The 15702-nt window shown below is 72.3% G+C and carries 16 protein-coding genes; 8 read left to right on the forward strand and 8 right to left on the reverse strand.

Going from position 1 to position 15702, the window contains the following annotated elements:
* Positions 1-124: 124 nt before the first annotated feature.
* Genes QOZ88_RS15275 through QOZ88_RS15285 form a run of 3 tightly spaced genes read left to right on the forward strand, consistent with a single transcriptional unit; the run spans position 125 to position 3600 of the window.
* Positions 125-823, forward strand: coding sequence for a succinate dehydrogenase cytochrome b subunit (locus tag QOZ88_RS15275; protein WP_244523938.1), 699 nt, complete (start codon positions 125-127; stop codon positions 821-823).
* A 12-nt stretch (positions 824-835) separates the two neighbouring features.
* A complete protein-coding gene (locus QOZ88_RS15280) occupies positions 836-2782 on the forward strand; it encodes a fumarate reductase/succinate dehydrogenase flavoprotein subunit (protein WP_306000599.1) in 1947 nt (648 codons plus the stop codon).
* Positions 2779-3600 (forward strand): succinate dehydrogenase/fumarate reductase iron-sulfur subunit, encoded by an 822-nt coding sequence (locus tag QOZ88_RS15285; RefSeq protein ID WP_306000600.1) that lies wholly within the window; start codon positions 2779-2781, stop codon positions 3598-3600. The genes QOZ88_RS15280 and QOZ88_RS15285 overlap by 4 nt, the downstream gene beginning before the upstream one ends.
* Positions 3601-3794: 194 nt before the next feature.
* On the opposite strand, the gene QOZ88_RS15290 is transcribed toward QOZ88_RS15285, so the two are convergent.
* From QOZ88_RS15290 to QOZ88_RS15315, 6 genes are all read right to left on the reverse strand, one after another.
* A complete protein-coding gene (locus tag QOZ88_RS15290) occupies positions 3795-6074 on the reverse strand; it encodes a putative bifunctional diguanylate cyclase/phosphodiesterase (RefSeq protein WP_306000601.1) in 2280 nt (759 codons plus the stop codon).
* Between the two features lie 92 nt (positions 6075-6166).
* Positions 6167-7072 (reverse strand): DUF1028 domain-containing protein, encoded by a 906-nt coding sequence (locus QOZ88_RS15295; RefSeq protein WP_306000602.1) that lies wholly within the window; start codon positions 7070-7072, stop codon positions 6167-6169.
* A 46-nt stretch (positions 7073-7118) separates the two neighbouring features.
* Entirely contained in the window at positions 7119-8108 is a 990-nt protein-coding gene (locus QOZ88_RS15300) for an LLM class flavin-dependent oxidoreductase (RefSeq protein WP_306000603.1), read from the reverse strand.
* Positions 8109-8311: 203 nt separating this feature from the next.
* Entirely contained in the window at positions 8312-8929 is a 618-nt protein-coding gene (locus tag QOZ88_RS15305; RefSeq protein WP_306000604.1) for an LURP-one-related/scramblase family protein, read from the reverse strand.
* A 112-nt stretch (positions 8930-9041) separates the two neighbouring features.
* Complete coding sequence (locus QOZ88_RS15310; RefSeq protein ID WP_306000605.1) at positions 9042-9383, reverse strand: PspC domain-containing protein; 342 nt, start codon at positions 9381-9383, stop codon at positions 9042-9044.
* Positions 9384-9508: 125 nt separating this feature from the next.
* Entirely contained in the window at positions 9509-9961 is a 453-nt protein-coding gene (locus tag QOZ88_RS15315) for a nuclear transport factor 2 family protein (protein WP_091930658.1), read from the reverse strand.
* A 146-nt stretch (positions 9962-10107) separates the two neighbouring features.
* Here QOZ88_RS15315 and QOZ88_RS15320 point away from each other — a divergent pair, with 146 nt between their 5' ends.
* From QOZ88_RS15320 to QOZ88_RS15340, 5 genes are all read left to right on the forward strand, one after another.
* A complete protein-coding gene (locus QOZ88_RS15320; protein ID WP_306000606.1) occupies positions 10108-10647 on the forward strand; it encodes a dihydrofolate reductase family protein in 540 nt (179 codons plus the stop codon).
* A 72-nt stretch (positions 10648-10719) separates the two neighbouring features.
* Positions 10720-10956 (forward strand): hypothetical protein, encoded by a 237-nt coding sequence (locus QOZ88_RS15325; protein ID WP_306000607.1) that lies wholly within the window; start codon positions 10720-10722, stop codon positions 10954-10956.
* A gap of 123 nt (positions 10957-11079) precedes the next feature.
* Complete coding sequence (locus QOZ88_RS15330) at positions 11080-12264, forward strand: NAD(P)/FAD-dependent oxidoreductase (protein WP_306000608.1); 1185 nt, start codon at positions 11080-11082, stop codon at positions 12262-12264.
* Positions 12265-12379: 115 nt separating this feature from the next.
* On the forward strand, positions 12380-12787 hold the full coding sequence (locus tag QOZ88_RS15335) for a YciI family protein (protein WP_306000609.1): 408 nt from the start codon (positions 12380-12382) through the stop codon (positions 12785-12787).
* A complete protein-coding gene (locus QOZ88_RS15340) occupies positions 12784-13941 on the forward strand; it encodes an RNA polymerase sigma factor (RefSeq protein ID WP_306000610.1) in 1158 nt (385 codons plus the stop codon). The genes QOZ88_RS15335 and QOZ88_RS15340 overlap by 4 nt, the downstream gene beginning before the upstream one ends.
* A gap of 4 nt (positions 13942-13945) precedes the next feature.
* Here QOZ88_RS15340 and QOZ88_RS15345 read toward each other — a convergent pair whose 3' ends face one another.
* Together QOZ88_RS15345 and QOZ88_RS15350 are read right to left on the reverse strand one after the other, a co-directional pair.
* Positions 13946-14143, reverse strand: a complete 198-nt coding sequence (locus QOZ88_RS15345; protein WP_306000611.1) for a hypothetical protein — start codon at positions 14141-14143, stop codon at positions 13946-13948.
* A 312-nt stretch (positions 14144-14455) separates the two neighbouring features.
* Positions 14456-15633, reverse strand: a protein-coding gene (locus QOZ88_RS15350; RefSeq protein ID WP_305998280.1) for an IS3 family transposase whose coding sequence is annotated in 2 segments (ribosomal slippage) — positions 14456-15346 and positions 15349-15633 — 1176 coding nt in all. Because the reading frame shifts where the segments join, the coding sequence is not laid out codon by codon here.
* Between the last annotated feature and the right edge of the window lie 69 nt (positions 15634-15702).

Genomic DNA, 15702 nt, shown 5'->3' on the forward strand with positions numbered 1-15702 from the left:
CGTGACCTGCGCGGCGTCGCACCGACCACCCGCGGGCGCCCGGTGAGGGTCGCCTTACATGAGGTGTGTCACCTCGTGTTTGGTTGGTGGCAAGCACCGTGTAGTCCTAGCGTGGGGACTTGTGGTGACGGTGGAGCACGCGCAGCGCAGGACCCCCAAGGTTGCGAAGACCAATTCGGTCTTCAAGAAGGCCGTCATGGCCATCAGCGGCATCATCATGGTGCTGTACCTGATCGCGCACGTGATCGGGAACCTGAAGGCCTTCTCGGGCGCCGAGGCGTTCAACTCGTACTCGGGCTGGATCCGGACGGTCGGCAACCCCGCGCTGCCGGGCCAGACGACGCTCTGGGTCATCCGGATCGTGCTGCTGGTGGCGGTGGTGGCGCACTTCTGGGCCGCCGTCTCGCTGTGGCGCCAGGCCAAGCGGGCCCGCCCGCAGGGCTACGTCACCAAGAAGGCCACCGCGCAGAGCTACGCCTCGCGCACCATGCGCTGGGGCGGCGTGATCATCGGCGCCTTCATCATCTACCACATCCTCGACCTCACCACCGGCACGGTGAACGCCGAGGGCTTCGACAGCACGCCGTACGAGCGGCTCGTCGCGAGCTTCCAGAACCCCTTCGTCACGATCTTCTACGCCATCTCGGTGATCCTGCTGGGCATGCACCTGCGGCACGGGATCTGGAGCGCCACGCAGACCCTGGGCCAGAGCAACCGCCGCCGCGAGAAGACCGTCAGCCTCTTCGCGGTGGCGTTCGCGACCGTGCTCACGCTCGGCTTCCTGCTCGTGCCCTTCTCCGTCCTCTTCAACATCATCGACTGAGGAGCTCCCCAGATGCCTCTCGAGCTGTTCACCGTCGGCGAGCCGATCGCCGACACCAAGGCCCCCACCGACGTCCCGATCGGCGAGCGCTGGAGCGAGCGCAAGTTCCGCGGCCGCCTGGTCAACCCGGCCAACCGCCGCAAGCTGACGGTCATCGTCGTCGGCACCGGCCTGGCCGGTGGCTCGGCCGCCGCCACGCTGGGCGAGGCCGGCTACAACGTGAAGTCGTTCTGGTACCAGGACAGCCCGCGCCGCGCGCACAGCGTCGCCGCGCAGGGCGGCATCAACGCCGCCAAGAACTACCGGAACGACGGCGACAGCGTGCACCGGCTGTTCTACGACACGGTCAAGGGCGGCGACTTCCGGTCCCGCGAGAACAACGTGCACCGCCTCGCCGAGGTCAGCGTCAACATCATCGACCAGTGCGTGGCCCAGGGCGTGCCCTTCGCCCGCGAGTACGGCGGCCTGCTCGACAACCGCTCGTTCGGCGGCACACAGGTCTCGCGCACCTTCTACGCCCGCGGCCAGACGGGCCAGCAGCTGCTCTACGGCGCCTACCAGGCCCTCGAGCGGCAGATCGCGGCCGGCAGCGTCGAGCAGCACGCGCGCACCGAGATGCTGGACCTGATCGTGGTCGACGGCCGCGCCCGCGGCATCGTCGCGCGCGATCTGGTCAGCGGCGAGATCAGCACCCACTTCGCGGACGCCGTCGTCATCGCCAGCGGCGGCTACGGCAACGTCTTCTACCTGTCCACGAACGCCAAGGGCTCGAACACCACGGCGATCTGGCGGGCGCACAAGCGGGGCGCGTACTTCGCCAACCCCTGCTACACGCAGATCCACCCGACCTGCATCCCGGTCAAGGGCGACTACCAGTCGAAGCTGACCCTGATGTCGGAGTCGCTCCGCAACGACGGCCGCGTGTGGGTGCCCAAGGAGCGCGGCGACGACCGCGACCCGCGGGACATCCCCGAGTCCGACCGCGACTACTACCTCGAGCGGCTCTACCCCTCGTTCGGCAACCTGGTGCCCCGCGACATCGCCTCGCGCCAGGCCAAGAACGTGTGCGACGAGGGCCGCGGCGTCGGCCCCGGCGGCCTGGGCGTCTACCTGGACTTCGCCGAGGCGATCGAGCGGCTGGGCCGCCCGGCGGTCGAGGCGAAGTACGGCAACCTCTTCGACATGTACGCCCAGATCACGGGCGAGGACCCCTATGCGGTGCCCATGCGGATCTACCCCGCCGTGCACTACACGATGGGCGGGCTGTGGGTGGACTACGACCTCCAGTCGACGATCCCCGGCATGTTCGTGATCGGTGAGGCCAATTTCTCCGACCACGGTGCCAACCGGCTGGGTGCCAGCGCGCTGATGCAGGGCCTGGCCGACGGCTACTTCGTGCTCCCGGCGACGATCAGCAGCTACCTCGCCGACGGCCCGTTCGAGAAGGTCGACGAGAGCCACCCGGCCGCCGTCGAGGCGCTCACCGGCGTGCAGGAGCAGACCCAGAAGCTGCTCGGCATCAACGGCAACCGCACCCCGGCGTCCTTCCACCGCGAGGTCGGCCAGCTGATGTGGGACCTCTGCGGCATGGAGCGCACGGACGAGGGCCTGCGCAAGGCCATCGACCGCATCCAGGAGATCCGCCAGGAGTTCTGGACCAACCTGAAGGTGACCGGCGACTGGCACTCGTTCAACCAGACGCTGGAGCACGCCGGCCGGGTCGCGGACTTCATCGAGCTCGCCGAGCTCATGTGCATCGACGCCCTGCACCGCCGCGAGAGCTGCGGTGGGCACTTCCGCGCGGAGAGCCAGACCCCCGAGGGCGAGGCGCTGCGCGACGACGAGAACTTCGCCTACGTGGCGGCCTGGGAGTGGACGCCGGAAGGCCAGCCCCCGGTGCTGCACCGGGAAGACCTCGAGTACGAGTACGTCCACCTCGCCCAGCGGAGCTACAAGTGACAGCCACACACGAAGGCGCGATGCGCTCCAGCGTCGGCAACCCCGGGGCGGAGAAGCGCGGCATGAACCTGACGCTGCGCATCTGGCGTCAGCAGGGGCCGACGGTCAAGGGCAAGATGGTGACCTACAAGATCACCGACATCTCCCCCGACATGTCCTTCCTCGAGATGCTCGACGTGCTCAACGAGCAGCTGATCATGCAGGGCGACGACCCGGTCGCCTTCGACCACGACTGCCGCGAGGGCATCTGCGGCATGTGCGGCGTGATGATCAACGGCCAGGCGCACGGCCCGCAGCAGACCACGACGTGCCAGTTGCACATGCGGTCCTTCGCCGACGGCGACACGATCGACATCGAGCCGTGGCGGGCCACCGCGTTCCCGATCATCAAGGACCTCGCGGTCGACCGGCGGGCCTTCGACCGGATCATCCAGGCCGGCGGCTACATCAGCGTGCCGACCGGGACCGCGCCGGAGGCGCACGCGACGCCGGTGCCCAAGGCCGACTCGGACGCGGCGTTCGACGCCGCGACCTGCATCGGCTGCGGCGCCTGCGTGGCGGCCTGCCCGAACGCCTCCTCGATGCTGTTCACCGCCGCCAAGGTGACGCACCTCGGGCTGCTCCCCCAGGGCCAGCCCGAGCGCAACGACCGCGTGGTCAACATGGTGGCGCAGCAGGACCGCGAAGGCTTCGGCGGCTGCACCAACATCGGCGAGTGCTCGGCCTCCTGCCCCAAGGGCATCTCGATGGAGACCATCTCCCGGCTCAACCACGACCTGCTCGGCGCCCTGCGCGCGGGCGCCCGCCCGAAGAGCTGAGCACGTCGTCATCCTCCGGATGACATCGCGGCCAGGTGCGGTCCCCGACCGCCGTTGAGCCGCTGCCCGTGTCCCGGTCGGGAGGCCCTTCGGGCCCCCGCGACCGGCCCACCGCTGCCAGGAGACGTCCCCGACGAGGGCTGAGCCCCGCGAGCCCTCGTCGGGGAGGCCTCGCGCCCCCCGCTCCCCGGGACTCAGGACACGTGCGCCCGGGCCCGCTCCTGCAGCCAGGCCTCCAGCTGCTCCGGCGGGAGCGGCCGGCTCAGGTGGTACCCCTGGACGACGTCGCACCCCAGTTCGGCCAGCGCCGCGACCGTCGCCGCGTCCTCCGCCCCCTCGGCCACCAGCACCAGGTCCAGCGCGTGGGCGAGCTGGAGGGTGGAGGTGACGATCGACGCCGCCCGTGCGCTGCCGGTCATGGCGGCGATGAACGTGCGGTCCAGCTTCAGCTCGGTGACCGGGAGCGCCGCGAGGTAGGCCAGGCTGGAGTGCCCGGTGCCGTAGTCGTCGATCGCCACGCCGACCCCGGCGTCCCGGAGCCGGGTGAGCACCCGGACGGCGCGCTCCCGGTCCTCCATCAGGAGGCTCTCGGTGACCTCGAGCACCAGGCTGCCGGCGGGGAGGCCGTGGACGGCGAGCAGGCGGGCGACGTCGTCCGGGAAGCCCTGGTCGACCAGGTTCGAGGGGCTGACGTTGACCGCCATGGTCAGCGAGCGGCCCTGGTCGGCCCAGCGGCGGCACTGGGCCAGGGCCATGTCGATCACCCGGGTGGTCAGCTGCGCCATCAGCCCGGCCGACTCGGCGAGGTCGATGAACGCATCGGGGTAGAGCAGGCCCCGCGTCGGGTGCTGCCAGCGCGCGAGCGCCTCGACGCCCGCCACGGTGCCCGTCGGGAGGTCCAGTTTCGGCTGGTAGTGCAGCACCAGCTCGCCGGTCTCCAGGGCCCGCCGCAGCGCCGCGATGTCCTCGAGCCGGTGCCGGCCGTGGCCGTCGCGGTCCTCGTCGTAGACGGCGGCGCCCAGCCGGCCGGACTTGGCCGAGTACATGGCCAGGTCGGCCAGCTGCAGCAGCTCGGCGGCGTTGCGGGAGTGCTCGGGCCCCACGGCGATGCCGGCGGCGGCGTCGACGGCGAGCTCCATGCCGCCCAGCCGGAACGGGCGCTGCAGGTGGGTGCGCAGCCGCTCGGCCAGGGCCCGGGCGCCCCGGGCGTCGAGGTCCCGGGCAAGGACGACGAACTCGTCCCCACCCAGCCGGGCCAGCAGGTCGCCCTCGCGCACCTGGGACCGCAGCCGGGTGCCGACCTCGCGCAGCAGCGCGTCGCCGACCCCGTGGCCCAGCGAGTCGTTGATCTCCTTGAACCGGTCGAGGTCCAGCACGAGGACGGCCATCTCCTCGCCGGCGAGCAGCCGCTCGTCGCCGGCGTCGAGGGCCTCGAAGACCGAGCGGCGGTTCGGCAGCCCGGTCAGCTCGTCGGTGCGCGCCTGCCGGCGGCTGTCGGCCAGCGCCCGCACGGCGCGGAAGGTGAGCGCGGTGCGGGCCAGGGCGGCCAGGACGGCGCCGAGCGCGAGCGCCCCGGCGACCGGGTCGCCCCCGTGGAAGTAGCCGTGCGCCAGCAGGCCGACCGCGGTCAGGGTGCAGACCGCCGGCACGAGCAGCGGTGCACGCCCCGCCGAGGCGTCGGTGCGCCCGCTCTTCGGGGTGTGGCACGCCGAGAGCCCGAAGCAGAGGAACGCCAGACCCCACACGACGTCCAGCGGGCTGCCCACGACGTAGGTGCCGTGCGCGACCTGGTAGGCGTACACGGTGTCACCGGTGACGAAGAGGAGGAGGCCGGTGACGATCCACCACCACCCGCCCCCGCCGTGCCGGCCGATGACGACCAGCCCGCCGGCCAGCAGGCTCAGCAGGAGCAGATCACCCACCGGGTAGGCGATGCCGACGAACGCGGCACCGTCGCCACCGGCGGCGCTGCGCAGCAGGTCGCCGAGGACCAGGGACGCGGCCACGGCACCGGCGGTGAGCCCGGTGACCAGGCAGTCGAGCCAGAGGTTCGCCGTCAGGCGCCGCACCCGGCCTCGGATCATCAGCAGGAGCGCCAGGAAGGCCAGCGGGTAGAAGCCCAGCTGGAACGCATCGGCCCACGACGGCCGGGGGACGACGTCCAGGGACCGGTAGTGCGCCTCGTAGACCGCGCCGCCCACCAGGTAGGCGCCGACCGCGCCGGCGAAGCAGTGCCACGCCCGGCGGGTGGCCGGCGACACCCGCGCCCGCACGACGAGCATGCCGGTGAGCGCCGCGAGGAAGACGAGCTTCCCCCCGGCGGCCAGGTACTCCCCGACGTACGGCGTCCCGAGGGCGGCCAGCGCCAGGCTGAGCACCCACACGGCCGTCGCGACGGTGGCGGTGATGCGGACGGTGCGCAGCGCGCGGTCCGCGCCCCGCTCCCGTGCGATCCCGGTGCGCCGCTGTCCCATGGCCGCAGGATCGGCGCGATACGGGATCGTCTGAAACGCAGATCACGTCCGATCCCCCCGCCGGGGGGAGACCGGGACGCCGCGCCGCGGGGTCAGCTGGGCGGCACCGGCGGGATGATGCGGTCGACCACGTCGGCAGGCATGAGCCCGGCCTTGCCGAAGCGGCTGGCGGCCTCGATGAACTGCGGCGCGGAGGCGGCCAGGTCCACGAGCATCGCGCGGGCGTCGTCCTCGCGCCCGGCGAGCGCCGCCACGACGGCCCGCCACATCAGCTGGTCGGGCTCGCTGACCGGGTCCATCGGCCGCAGCAGCTCCAGCTCCCGGTCGGCGGTGACCGGGTCGCCGTCGATGGCCTGCTGGAACGCGCGGACGACGTCCTGGTAGCGGGCGCGGGTGACGGTGAGGTCGGCCAGCACGCCCAGCGGGTCCGGGGAGTCGTCGACGCGCAGGTCGACCACCATGTCGTGCCAGGGGCGCCCGGTGGTGGTGGCGCGGACGACCGTGATCGCGGCCGAGCGGCGCCCCCGGAAGTCACCGCCGGCCTCCTCACCCGCCACCAGCGAGCCGAGCAGCCGTTGCGCGAGCGGGCCGGCGGAGCCCTCGAACCGCTCCACCATCGCCTCCCACACCGCCGGGGAGCTGGCCATGTTGGCCAGCGCGACGCAGGTGTCGCCGATCAGGTGACCGGCGGCGTCCACACAGCTCGTGCCGGTGTACACGGCGAAGTCGCCGGCCAGGCCGAGCACGGCGACCTGGCGGCGCTCGGGCTGCGGGTCGACGCTGCTGAGCGCCGTCAGCACCTCCTGGGCGGTGAACCCGCCACGGAGCAGGTCGAGCCCGACGGCGCCGTACATGGGCTCGGCCATCGACTGCGTGGCGATGACGCCGTGCCCGGGGAGGGCGAAGGGCACGCTGTTGCCGACCGCGAAGGCCTGGGACTGGGTGGCCACGCCCATCTCCCCGGTCTCGGGGTCGCGGGCCACGATCGAGTACGTCACCGGCGCCGCCTACCCGTGGCTCCCCGGGGGCCGAAACACGGGTACGTCACAGCGCGCGGGATCCCATCGCCCCGGCCACGAGCTCCACCGACCGCAGCCGGCCCTCGAGGGATCCCGACTGGTGGGCGACGATCAGCTCGTCGGCTTCGGCGAGCTTCGCGAAGCCCTCGAGGTGCTCGCGCACCTCGACCGGGGTGCCGACGGCGGTGTGGGTGAGCATCGTGCCGACGTGGTGCCCGGCCCCCTGGGCGAGCAGTTGGTCGGCCTGCTCGTCGGTGAGCGCCCGGCCGCGGCCGAAGAGTCCGACGGCCAGGTTCCGGCGGACGGCGTGCAGCTGCTCCTGGGCGGCCGCGGTGCTGTCGGCGGCGACCACGTTGACGCCGGCGATGACGTAGGGCTCCGCGAGCTGCTCCGAGGGCTTGAACTCCTGCCTGTAGGCGGCCACGGCGGGCTCGAGCATGGCGGGCGCGAAGTGCGAGGCGAAGGCGTAGGGCAGCCCGAGCGCGGCGGCCAGCGTGGCGCCGAACATCGAGGAGCCCAGCACGTACAGCGGCACGCGCGAGCCCTTGCCGGGGATCGCGTCGACGCCGGGCACCCGGCTCTCACCGGCGAGGTAGGCCTGCAGCTCGAGCACGTCCTGCGGGAAGGTGTCGGCCGCGCGCGGATCGCGGCGCAGCGCGTACATGGTGCTCTGATCGCTGCCCGGCGCGCGGCCCAACCCGAGGTCGATGCGGTCCGGGTACATGGCGTCGAGCGTGCCGAACTGCTCGGCGATCATCAGCGGCGAGTGGTTGGGCAGCATGATGCCCCCGGCGCCCAGCCGGATGCTGCGGGTCTGCGCGCCGACGTGGGCGATCAGCACGCTGGTGGCCGACGACGCGATCGAGGGCATGTTGTGGTGCTCGGCGTACCAGACCCGCGCGTAGCCGTGCTCCTCCGCGCGCTGGGCGAGGGCCACGCTCGCGGCGATGGCGCTGCTCGGGGTCTCCCCGCGCGGGATGGGTGCCAGGTCGAGGACGGACAGGGTGGTGCTCATGCGGTGCGGCCTTTCGCGTCGGTTGCCCAGCGCAACGCCCGACGTGGCCGGGTCCTTCCCCCGGGTGTGGGCGCGTACGCCCGGTTCCAGCGCCTCCAGGAACCGGGCGTACGCGCACTCCGTCGTCCCCCGGGGGGGGGGCGCGCACGCCGGGTCCCCCCCCCGCCAGGACCGGGGCGTACGCGCACTCCGTCGTCAGACGGTCAGCGGCTCTGCAGCGCGTCCAGGGCCACCGCCATCGCCGCCGCCACCCGGAAGTCCAGGCGCGGGTCGGGGACGGTCACCGTGTAGTGGTCGCGCAGCGCGATCCGCTTCTCGCTGCTCATCACGACCGCACCGGTCCGGCTGTCGGTGAAGTCGAAGTGGAAGAGGAACGGCACCGGGATGTTGTTCAGGAACGGGATGAAGTTCCACACCCGGCGCAGCACCGCGATGAACTGGTTGCGTTCCTGGCCGACCGCCTCGACACCCGGTGCGGAGACGTGCCAGGTGGAGCGCAGGAGGCTGGCCCCGAAGTCCTTGCGGAAGTAGCCGATGGGCTGCCCGTACTCGTCGAAGATGTCGTGCTCGGCCCCGACGTCGAGGCGCTGCCGGGCCTTGAAGGAGAACACCCGCCGGCTCTTGCCCGCGTCGGCGAAGAAGACGACCTCCTCGCGCAGCTTCATCCGCTTCTGCTCGGCGAGGGCGAGCAGGTGCCCCTCGCTGCCGTCGGGGTTGGCCGCCAGCACCTCGTAGCGGTTGACCATCATCGTGACCCGCTGCCGGACGAAGAACTGCGGGACGACCATGGGGGCCGGCTGGTGTCCGGAGGGAACGGTCACGTCGGTGCTCCGTCGCTGATCGGGGCTGTGGCCCGCCCATCCTGGCGGACCGGCGCCGGTCGTGGGCCGGCGCCGGTCCGCGTGTCGCCCGTCGGGAGGACCGCCGCCGCGTTCACCGCGGCGGGGACGCCCGGCGCCCGGTGAGGGCGTCGTGCAGGCGCTGGACCAGCCGCTCCAGGGGGCTGGGGGTCTCGTCGCTGCGGGCCGGCCCGGCGGGCATCAGCACCCAGAGCAGCAGGTAGACCAGGACGCCGGCGCCACCGGCGACGGTGAGGCCGACGAAGCCGACCCGCCAGAGGACGGCGTCGATGCCGGTGTAGTCGGCGAGGCCGCCGCAGACGCCGCCGGCCATCCGGTCGGTGGTGCTGCGCCGGAGCTCGGGCCGTCCCGGCGGGGGCTGCTGCTCCGTGCCGGGGGCGTCCGCGGGGGGAGGGAGGGGAACCGAGTTCGTCATGCCACGAGCCTGCGGCCCGCGGCGCCGCCGGAACATCCGGTGACACCCGGATCCGCCCCCGGTTCCCGGCTCAGGGTCTCCCCTGCCGGACGTGCCGCCGGGCGTTGCCGTCGAGGGGCCGCCGCTCAGCGCAGCGGAAGCGGGCTGGTGTCGCCGTCCTCCCGCGGGCCGAGGATCCACCGCTCCTCGAGGGCGATGGGGACGTCGTTGATGCTGGCCTCCCGCCGGCGCATGAGGCCGTCGGCGGCGAACTCCCAGTTCTCGTTGCCGTAGGAGCGCCAGGTGCGGCCCTCCGCGTCGTGCCACTCGTACTGGAAGCGGACCGCGATGCGGTCGTCGGTGAAGGCCCACAGCTCCTTGCGCAGCGCGTAGTCCTGCTCGCGCTGCCACTTGCGGGTCAGGAACTCCACCACCTCGTCGCGGCCCCGCAGGAACTCGGCGCGGTTCCGCCACACGGTGTCCTCGGTGTAGGCCTGCGCCACCCGCACCGGGTCGCGGGAGTTCCAGGCGTCCTCCGCGGCGCGCACCTTCTGCCGGGCGGTCTCCAGGGTGAACGGCGGGAACGGGGGGCGGGGCACGCGGTACCTCCTCGGCACGGGGTGGCCGCCGGCCGGCCACCCCCGCCAGCCTGCCGGGGATGCGCCGTTGCCGCGCGCCCGGCCGATGAGTTCCCCGCCGCCTGCGCGTCTAGGTTCTCGACGACCGCTTCGTCGAAGGAGATCCCGTGGGACGCATCGCCGCTGCTCTGTTCACGACCGTCGACGGCTCGGCCGAGCGCCCCGACCTGTGGCACGGCCCGTACTTCGACGAGGCGATGGGCAAGGCCATGGACCGGCACCTGGGGCGCTGCGAGTCCTACCTCATGGGCCGGGTGCTGCACGACCAGTGGGCGGAGTACTGGCCGGGCAACGACAGCGACGAGTTCGCCGAGTTCATCAACCCGATCCCGAAGTTCGTGCTGTCCACGACGCTGGAGCGCTCCGGCTGGGCCGGCACCGCGGTGCTGCGCAGCCTGGACGACGTGCGGACGCTCAAGGAGCGCACCGAGGGCACCATCGGCATGTCGGGCAGCCTCAGCACCGTGCGGTCGCTGCTGGCGGCCGGCCTGCTCGACGAGCTGGTGCTGCTGGTCGACCCGGTCGTGGTCTCCGGCGAGCGGCGCTGGACCGACGAGCTGGACCGCACGCCGCTGGAGCTGGTGTCCTCCGAGGCGCTGCCGACCGGCGTGCTGCACGTGGTCTACCGGCCGGCCGCCCAGGGCTGAGGCGCCGGGTCGCCCGCCGAGAGTTCGGGGCTGCGTCACCTGCCGGACACCTCGGGTGCCCACGCTGGCGTCATGACGGCGAGCCTCTTCGTGATCGGTATCCGGGTCGGGTGGATCGGACCCGACGTCCGGCCCGGGGACGACGGTTTCGCGCGGGCCGCCGGCGTCGCGCACGCCGTGGCCAAGCCGGTGGTCGACGGGCTGGAGTCCTCGCTGTGCGGCCAGCTGGTGCGCGCCGCCGCCGCGCAGGACTGGTCGTCGCAGCGGCAGGTGGCGCGCTGCGAGGAGTGCACCCGCCTCGCGGGCTGAAGCAGCTGAGCCGGATCAGCCGCCTGTATGCGGTTCGCAACCCGCACGAACTGGGCAGGCTCGACACGGTGGCCGAGCTGCGGCGCTGAGGAGAGGTCCGCGGCCTGATCGTGGGGAGCGGACGTGGCGGGATCGGACGTGCTCATCGTCGGTGGCGGCAACGCCGGCATTTCGCTGGCGGCGCGGCTGCTCCGGGACGGGGTCCCCGACGTGACCGTGGTGGCTCCGCAGCCGGTGCACCGGTACAAGCCGCTGCTGAACTACGTAGCCGCCGGCGAGGCGTCGATGTCGGAGCTGGAACGCCCGATGGCCGAGGTCGTGCCGGACGGGTGCGCGTGGATCCGCGACGCCGTCGAGGCGGTCGATCCCACCGCCCGCACGGTGCGGACGCGCGGAGGCCGGACGCTGCACTGGTCGACGCTCGTGCTCTGCCCCGGCCTGGTCGAGGACTGGGGCGCGACGCCGGGGCTGCAGCAGGCATACGCCGAAGGCTGGGCCGCCTCCTCGTACGTGCCGGGCAGCGCCCCGCTGGTCTGGCCGAGCGTGACGTCGCTGCGGTCGGGCTCCGCGGTCTTCACCGTGCCGCCGGAGCCGGCGTCGTGCGGGCCGACCGCACTCAAGCCGCTGCTGATGGCGTGCGACCACTGGCGCCGCGCCGGGGTGCTGGGTGACCTGCAGGTGCGCCTCGTCCTCCCGGAGGCGACCGGGACGGGGATCCCCGAGGCGGACCGGTTCCTGGAGGACGTGTTCGCCGGCTACGGCATCGAGGTGCTCCGCGAGACGCGGATCGAGGAGGTGGACGGCGACCTGCACTCGGTCACGGTCGGCTCGCCGAGCGGCCGCCGGGTGCTGGAGGACGTCGCCTTCGCGCACGCCGTCCCGCACTACCGGGCACCGCACTGGATCGCCGACGCCGGCCTCGCCGTCGACCCGGCGCTGGGCCTGGTGGACGTCGACCCGGAGACGATGCGGCACCGCCGCCACGGGTCTGTCTGGGGTCTCGGTGACGCCGCCGCTCTCGCCACCCGCCCGTCGGGTGGGGCGCTGCGCAAGCAGGTCAAGGTGCTGAGCAAGAACCTGTCGGCCGCCGAGACGGGCGAGCCGATGCAGCACTACAACGGCTACACCGTCATGCCGATCACCGTGAGCCGCCGGAAGCTGATGCTCAACGAGGTGGACCGCAACAACCGGTCGCAGCCGTCGGTGCCCTTCCTGGACCCGTTCGTGCCGCGGCGGTGGCAGTGGCTGTTCGACCGCTACGGGCTGCCGCAGGTGTACTGGCACCGCATCCTCTGCGGCCGGGTCTGACGCCGTTCCGGGCTTTTCTCGACGGGGTCGGCAGCCCATGTCGAGAAACCGCGGGCGGTTCCGTCCCAGGGGTGCGAACGGCCACGATGGGCCGTACCTCACCAGGGAGAACACCATGGCCAAGTACCTGCTGCTCAAGCACTACCGCGGCGCGCCGGCGGCGGTCAACGACGTCCCGATGGGGCAGTGGACGCCGGAGGAGATCTCGGCCCACGTGCAGTACATGCAGGACTTCGCGACGTGGCTCGAGGGCACCGGCGAGTTCGTCGACGGGCAGGCGCTCGCCCCCGAGGGGACGTGGGTCCGTTCGGACGGCGAGGGCCGGCCGCCGGTCACCGACGGCCCGTTCGCGGAGACGAAGGACCTGATCGCCGGCTGGATGGTGATCGACGTCGACAGCCACGAGCGGGCGGTCGAGCTGGCTGGTGAGCTGTCCGCGGCTCCGGGGGCGGGTGGGAAGCCGATCCACGAGTGGCTGGAGCTGCGCCCCTTCCTGACGGCGCCGCCCACCATCACGGAGTGACCGCACCGGTGGACGAGACCCGGCTCCGGGCGATCGTCCCCACCGTGATCGGGATCCTCGGCCGCCGCGGAGCAGACTTCGCGGCGGCCGAGGACGCCGTCCAGGAGGCGCTGGTCGAGGCCGTCCGCGTGTGGCCGGACGACCCACCGCGCGACCCGCAGGGCTGGCTGGTCACGGTGGCCTGGCGCAAGTTCCTCGACGCCACCCGGGCGGAGACCTCCCGGCGGCAGCGGGAGCTCCGCGTCGACGCCGAACCGGAGCCCGGGCCGGCCGAAGACGCGGACGACTCCCTCCGGCTCTACTTCCTGTGCGCGCACCCGTCGCTGACGCCGGCCTCGGCGGTCGCACTCACGCTGCGCGCGATCGGCGGGCTGACCACGCGGCAGATCGCCCAGGCGTACCTCGTACCGGAGGCGACCATGGCGCAGCGGATCAGCCGGGCCAAGCGGACGGTGTCGGGCGTCCGGTTCGACCGGCCGGGGGACATCGGCACCGTGCTGCGGGTGCTCTACCTGGTCTTCAACGAGGGCTACTCAGGCGACGTCGACCTCGCCGCCGAGGGGATCCGACTGACCCGTCAGCTGGCGGCGGTGACCGACGCCGAGGAGGTCGCGGGGCTGCTGGCGCTGATGCTGCTGCACCATGCGCGGCGCGCGGCACGGACTCGACCCGACGGCGGCCTCGTGCCGCTGGCCGAGCAGGACCGCGGCGCGTGGGACACCGGGCTGATCGCCGAGGGGATCGAGGTGCTCCAGGCGGCGCTGGCGCGCGACCGGCTGGGCGAGTTCCAGGCCCAGGCCGCGATCGCGGCGCTGCACGCCGACGCACGCAGCACGGAGGAGACCGACTGGGTGCAGATCGTCGAGTGGTACGACGAGCTGGTGCAGCTCACCGGCAGCCCGATCGCCCGCCTCAACCGGGCGGTCGCGGTCGGGGAGGCCGACGGCGCGCGGGCCGGCCTGGCCGCACTGGCCGACCTCGACCCGTCGCTCCCCCGCTGCACCGCCGTCGCGGCGTACCTGCACGAGAAGGACGGCGACCCGGCGACCGCGGCGCGGCTCTACGCCGAGGCCGCCCGGTCGGCACCGAACCTGCCCGAGCGCGACCACCTGACGCGGCAGGCGGCGCGGCTCAACGCCCTCGCGGGCGGATGAGTGCCTACCGCTGCTGCCGGCGGGCGATGAGGACGAGGCCGCCGACCAGGATCACGATGGGCGCCCAGCCCGGCAGGCCGAAGGGCCCGACGATCAGCTGGATCACGAAGATCGCGAGCTGGAAGGCGACGATGAAGCCCACCAGGAGCAGTAGCCCGAAGAGCAGCGGCCGCTCCGCCTGCAGCTGTCGCAGGTAGTCCATCAGGTCTCCTCGGTCGTGGGGTCGAGCTGCCGCCCCGGCATTTCCGGGCCACCGGGGACATCGACAGCAGAACGCCGCTGCTGTAGCCGCTGTTCCGCCAGAGCCTGCGTCCGATGGCACGTCAGACGTTGAAGCGGAACGATTCCGGGGCGTTTAACCTTGAATGGCTGACGTTGGAAACGGCTTCGGACCTGCGGTTTCGCGGTTGGGCCTTCATGGGGGTTCACGGGCAGAACTGAGCGTCTTGCGGACTTTCTGCGGACTGGCCGGCTGCACGTTGGGGACTGCTGCACGGATCGGTGACAGGTTGGGTCAGGCGGCCTGAGCTGCCGGTGTGTAGATGATGGTCTCGTACTCGATGGGGGTCAGTCGACCGAGGCCGGCTTGCCGACGTCGGCGGTGGTAGGTGCGTTCGATCCAGGTGACGATCTCGATGCGCAACTGCTGGCGGCTGGCCCAGGAGCGGCGGTCGAGCACGTTCTTCTGCAGCAGCGCGAAGAAGGACTCCATGGCGGCGTTGTCCCCGGCTGCACCGACCCTGCCCATTGACCCGGACAGCTGATGCCGGTTGAGGGCCTGGACGAACTTCCGGCTGCGGAACTGCGATCCGCGGTCCGAATGCACGATGCAGCCGGCGACCTCGGCACCGTCGGCGGCCCGCCGGGCGACGGCATTCTCGATCGCGGTCACGGCCAGCCGAGACTTCATCCGTGAGTCGATGGAGTAGCCGACGATCCGGTTGGAGTGCACGTCCTTGACCGCGCACAGATAGAGCTTGCCCTCGGCCGTGCGGTGCTCGGTGATGTCGGTCAACCACAGCTGGTTGGGTCCGGCCGCGGTGAACACCCGCTGGACTTGGTCGTCGTGCACGGGAGGTCCGGGCCGGCCGCTCTTGCCCCGGCGCGGCTTGCCGAACGCGCTCCACCAGCGGTTGGCCGCGCAGATCGCCCACGCGGTGCGTGCGGCCATCGGCTGCCCGCTGGCAGCGGCCTCATCGACGAGGAACCGGTAGCCGAACTCGGGGTCGTCGCGGTGGGCGTCGAACAGCGCGTTGGCCCGGTAGGCCGCGACCAGTTCGCTGGTCGTGACCGGGGCGGCCAGCCACCGGTAGTAGGGCTGGCGGGCGATCTTCAGAACCCGGCACGTCACCGTCACGGGGATCCCGTCGACGGCGAGTTCACGGACGAGCGGGTAGATCATTTTCCCGGCAGGTTCGCCTGGGACAGGTAGGCCGCTGCCCGGCGCAGGACCTCGTTCTCCTGCTCCAGCAGCCGGATCCGCTTGCGGGCCTCACGCAGGTCGACGTTCTCGGCCGCGGTGGTCCCGGGCTTGACGCCCTCGTCGACGTCGGCAGCCTTCATCCAGTTCGTCAGACACGACTCGCTGATCCCGAAGTCAGCCGCGATCTGCTTCAGGTGCTGGCCCGGCTCACGGTTGCGAGCGACGCTCACGACGTCGTCGCGAAACTCCTTGGGGTAGGGCTTGGGCACGGCGAACATCCTTCCAGCGGCGCCTCGCGGCACCACAGATCAGATGTCACCTACTCGTGCAGCAGTCCC

The organism is Blastococcus carthaginiensis (genome assembly GCF_030731085.1).
Taxonomy (GTDB): Bacteria; Actinomycetota; Actinomycetes; order Mycobacteriales; family Geodermatophilaceae; genus Blastococcus; species Blastococcus carthaginiensis.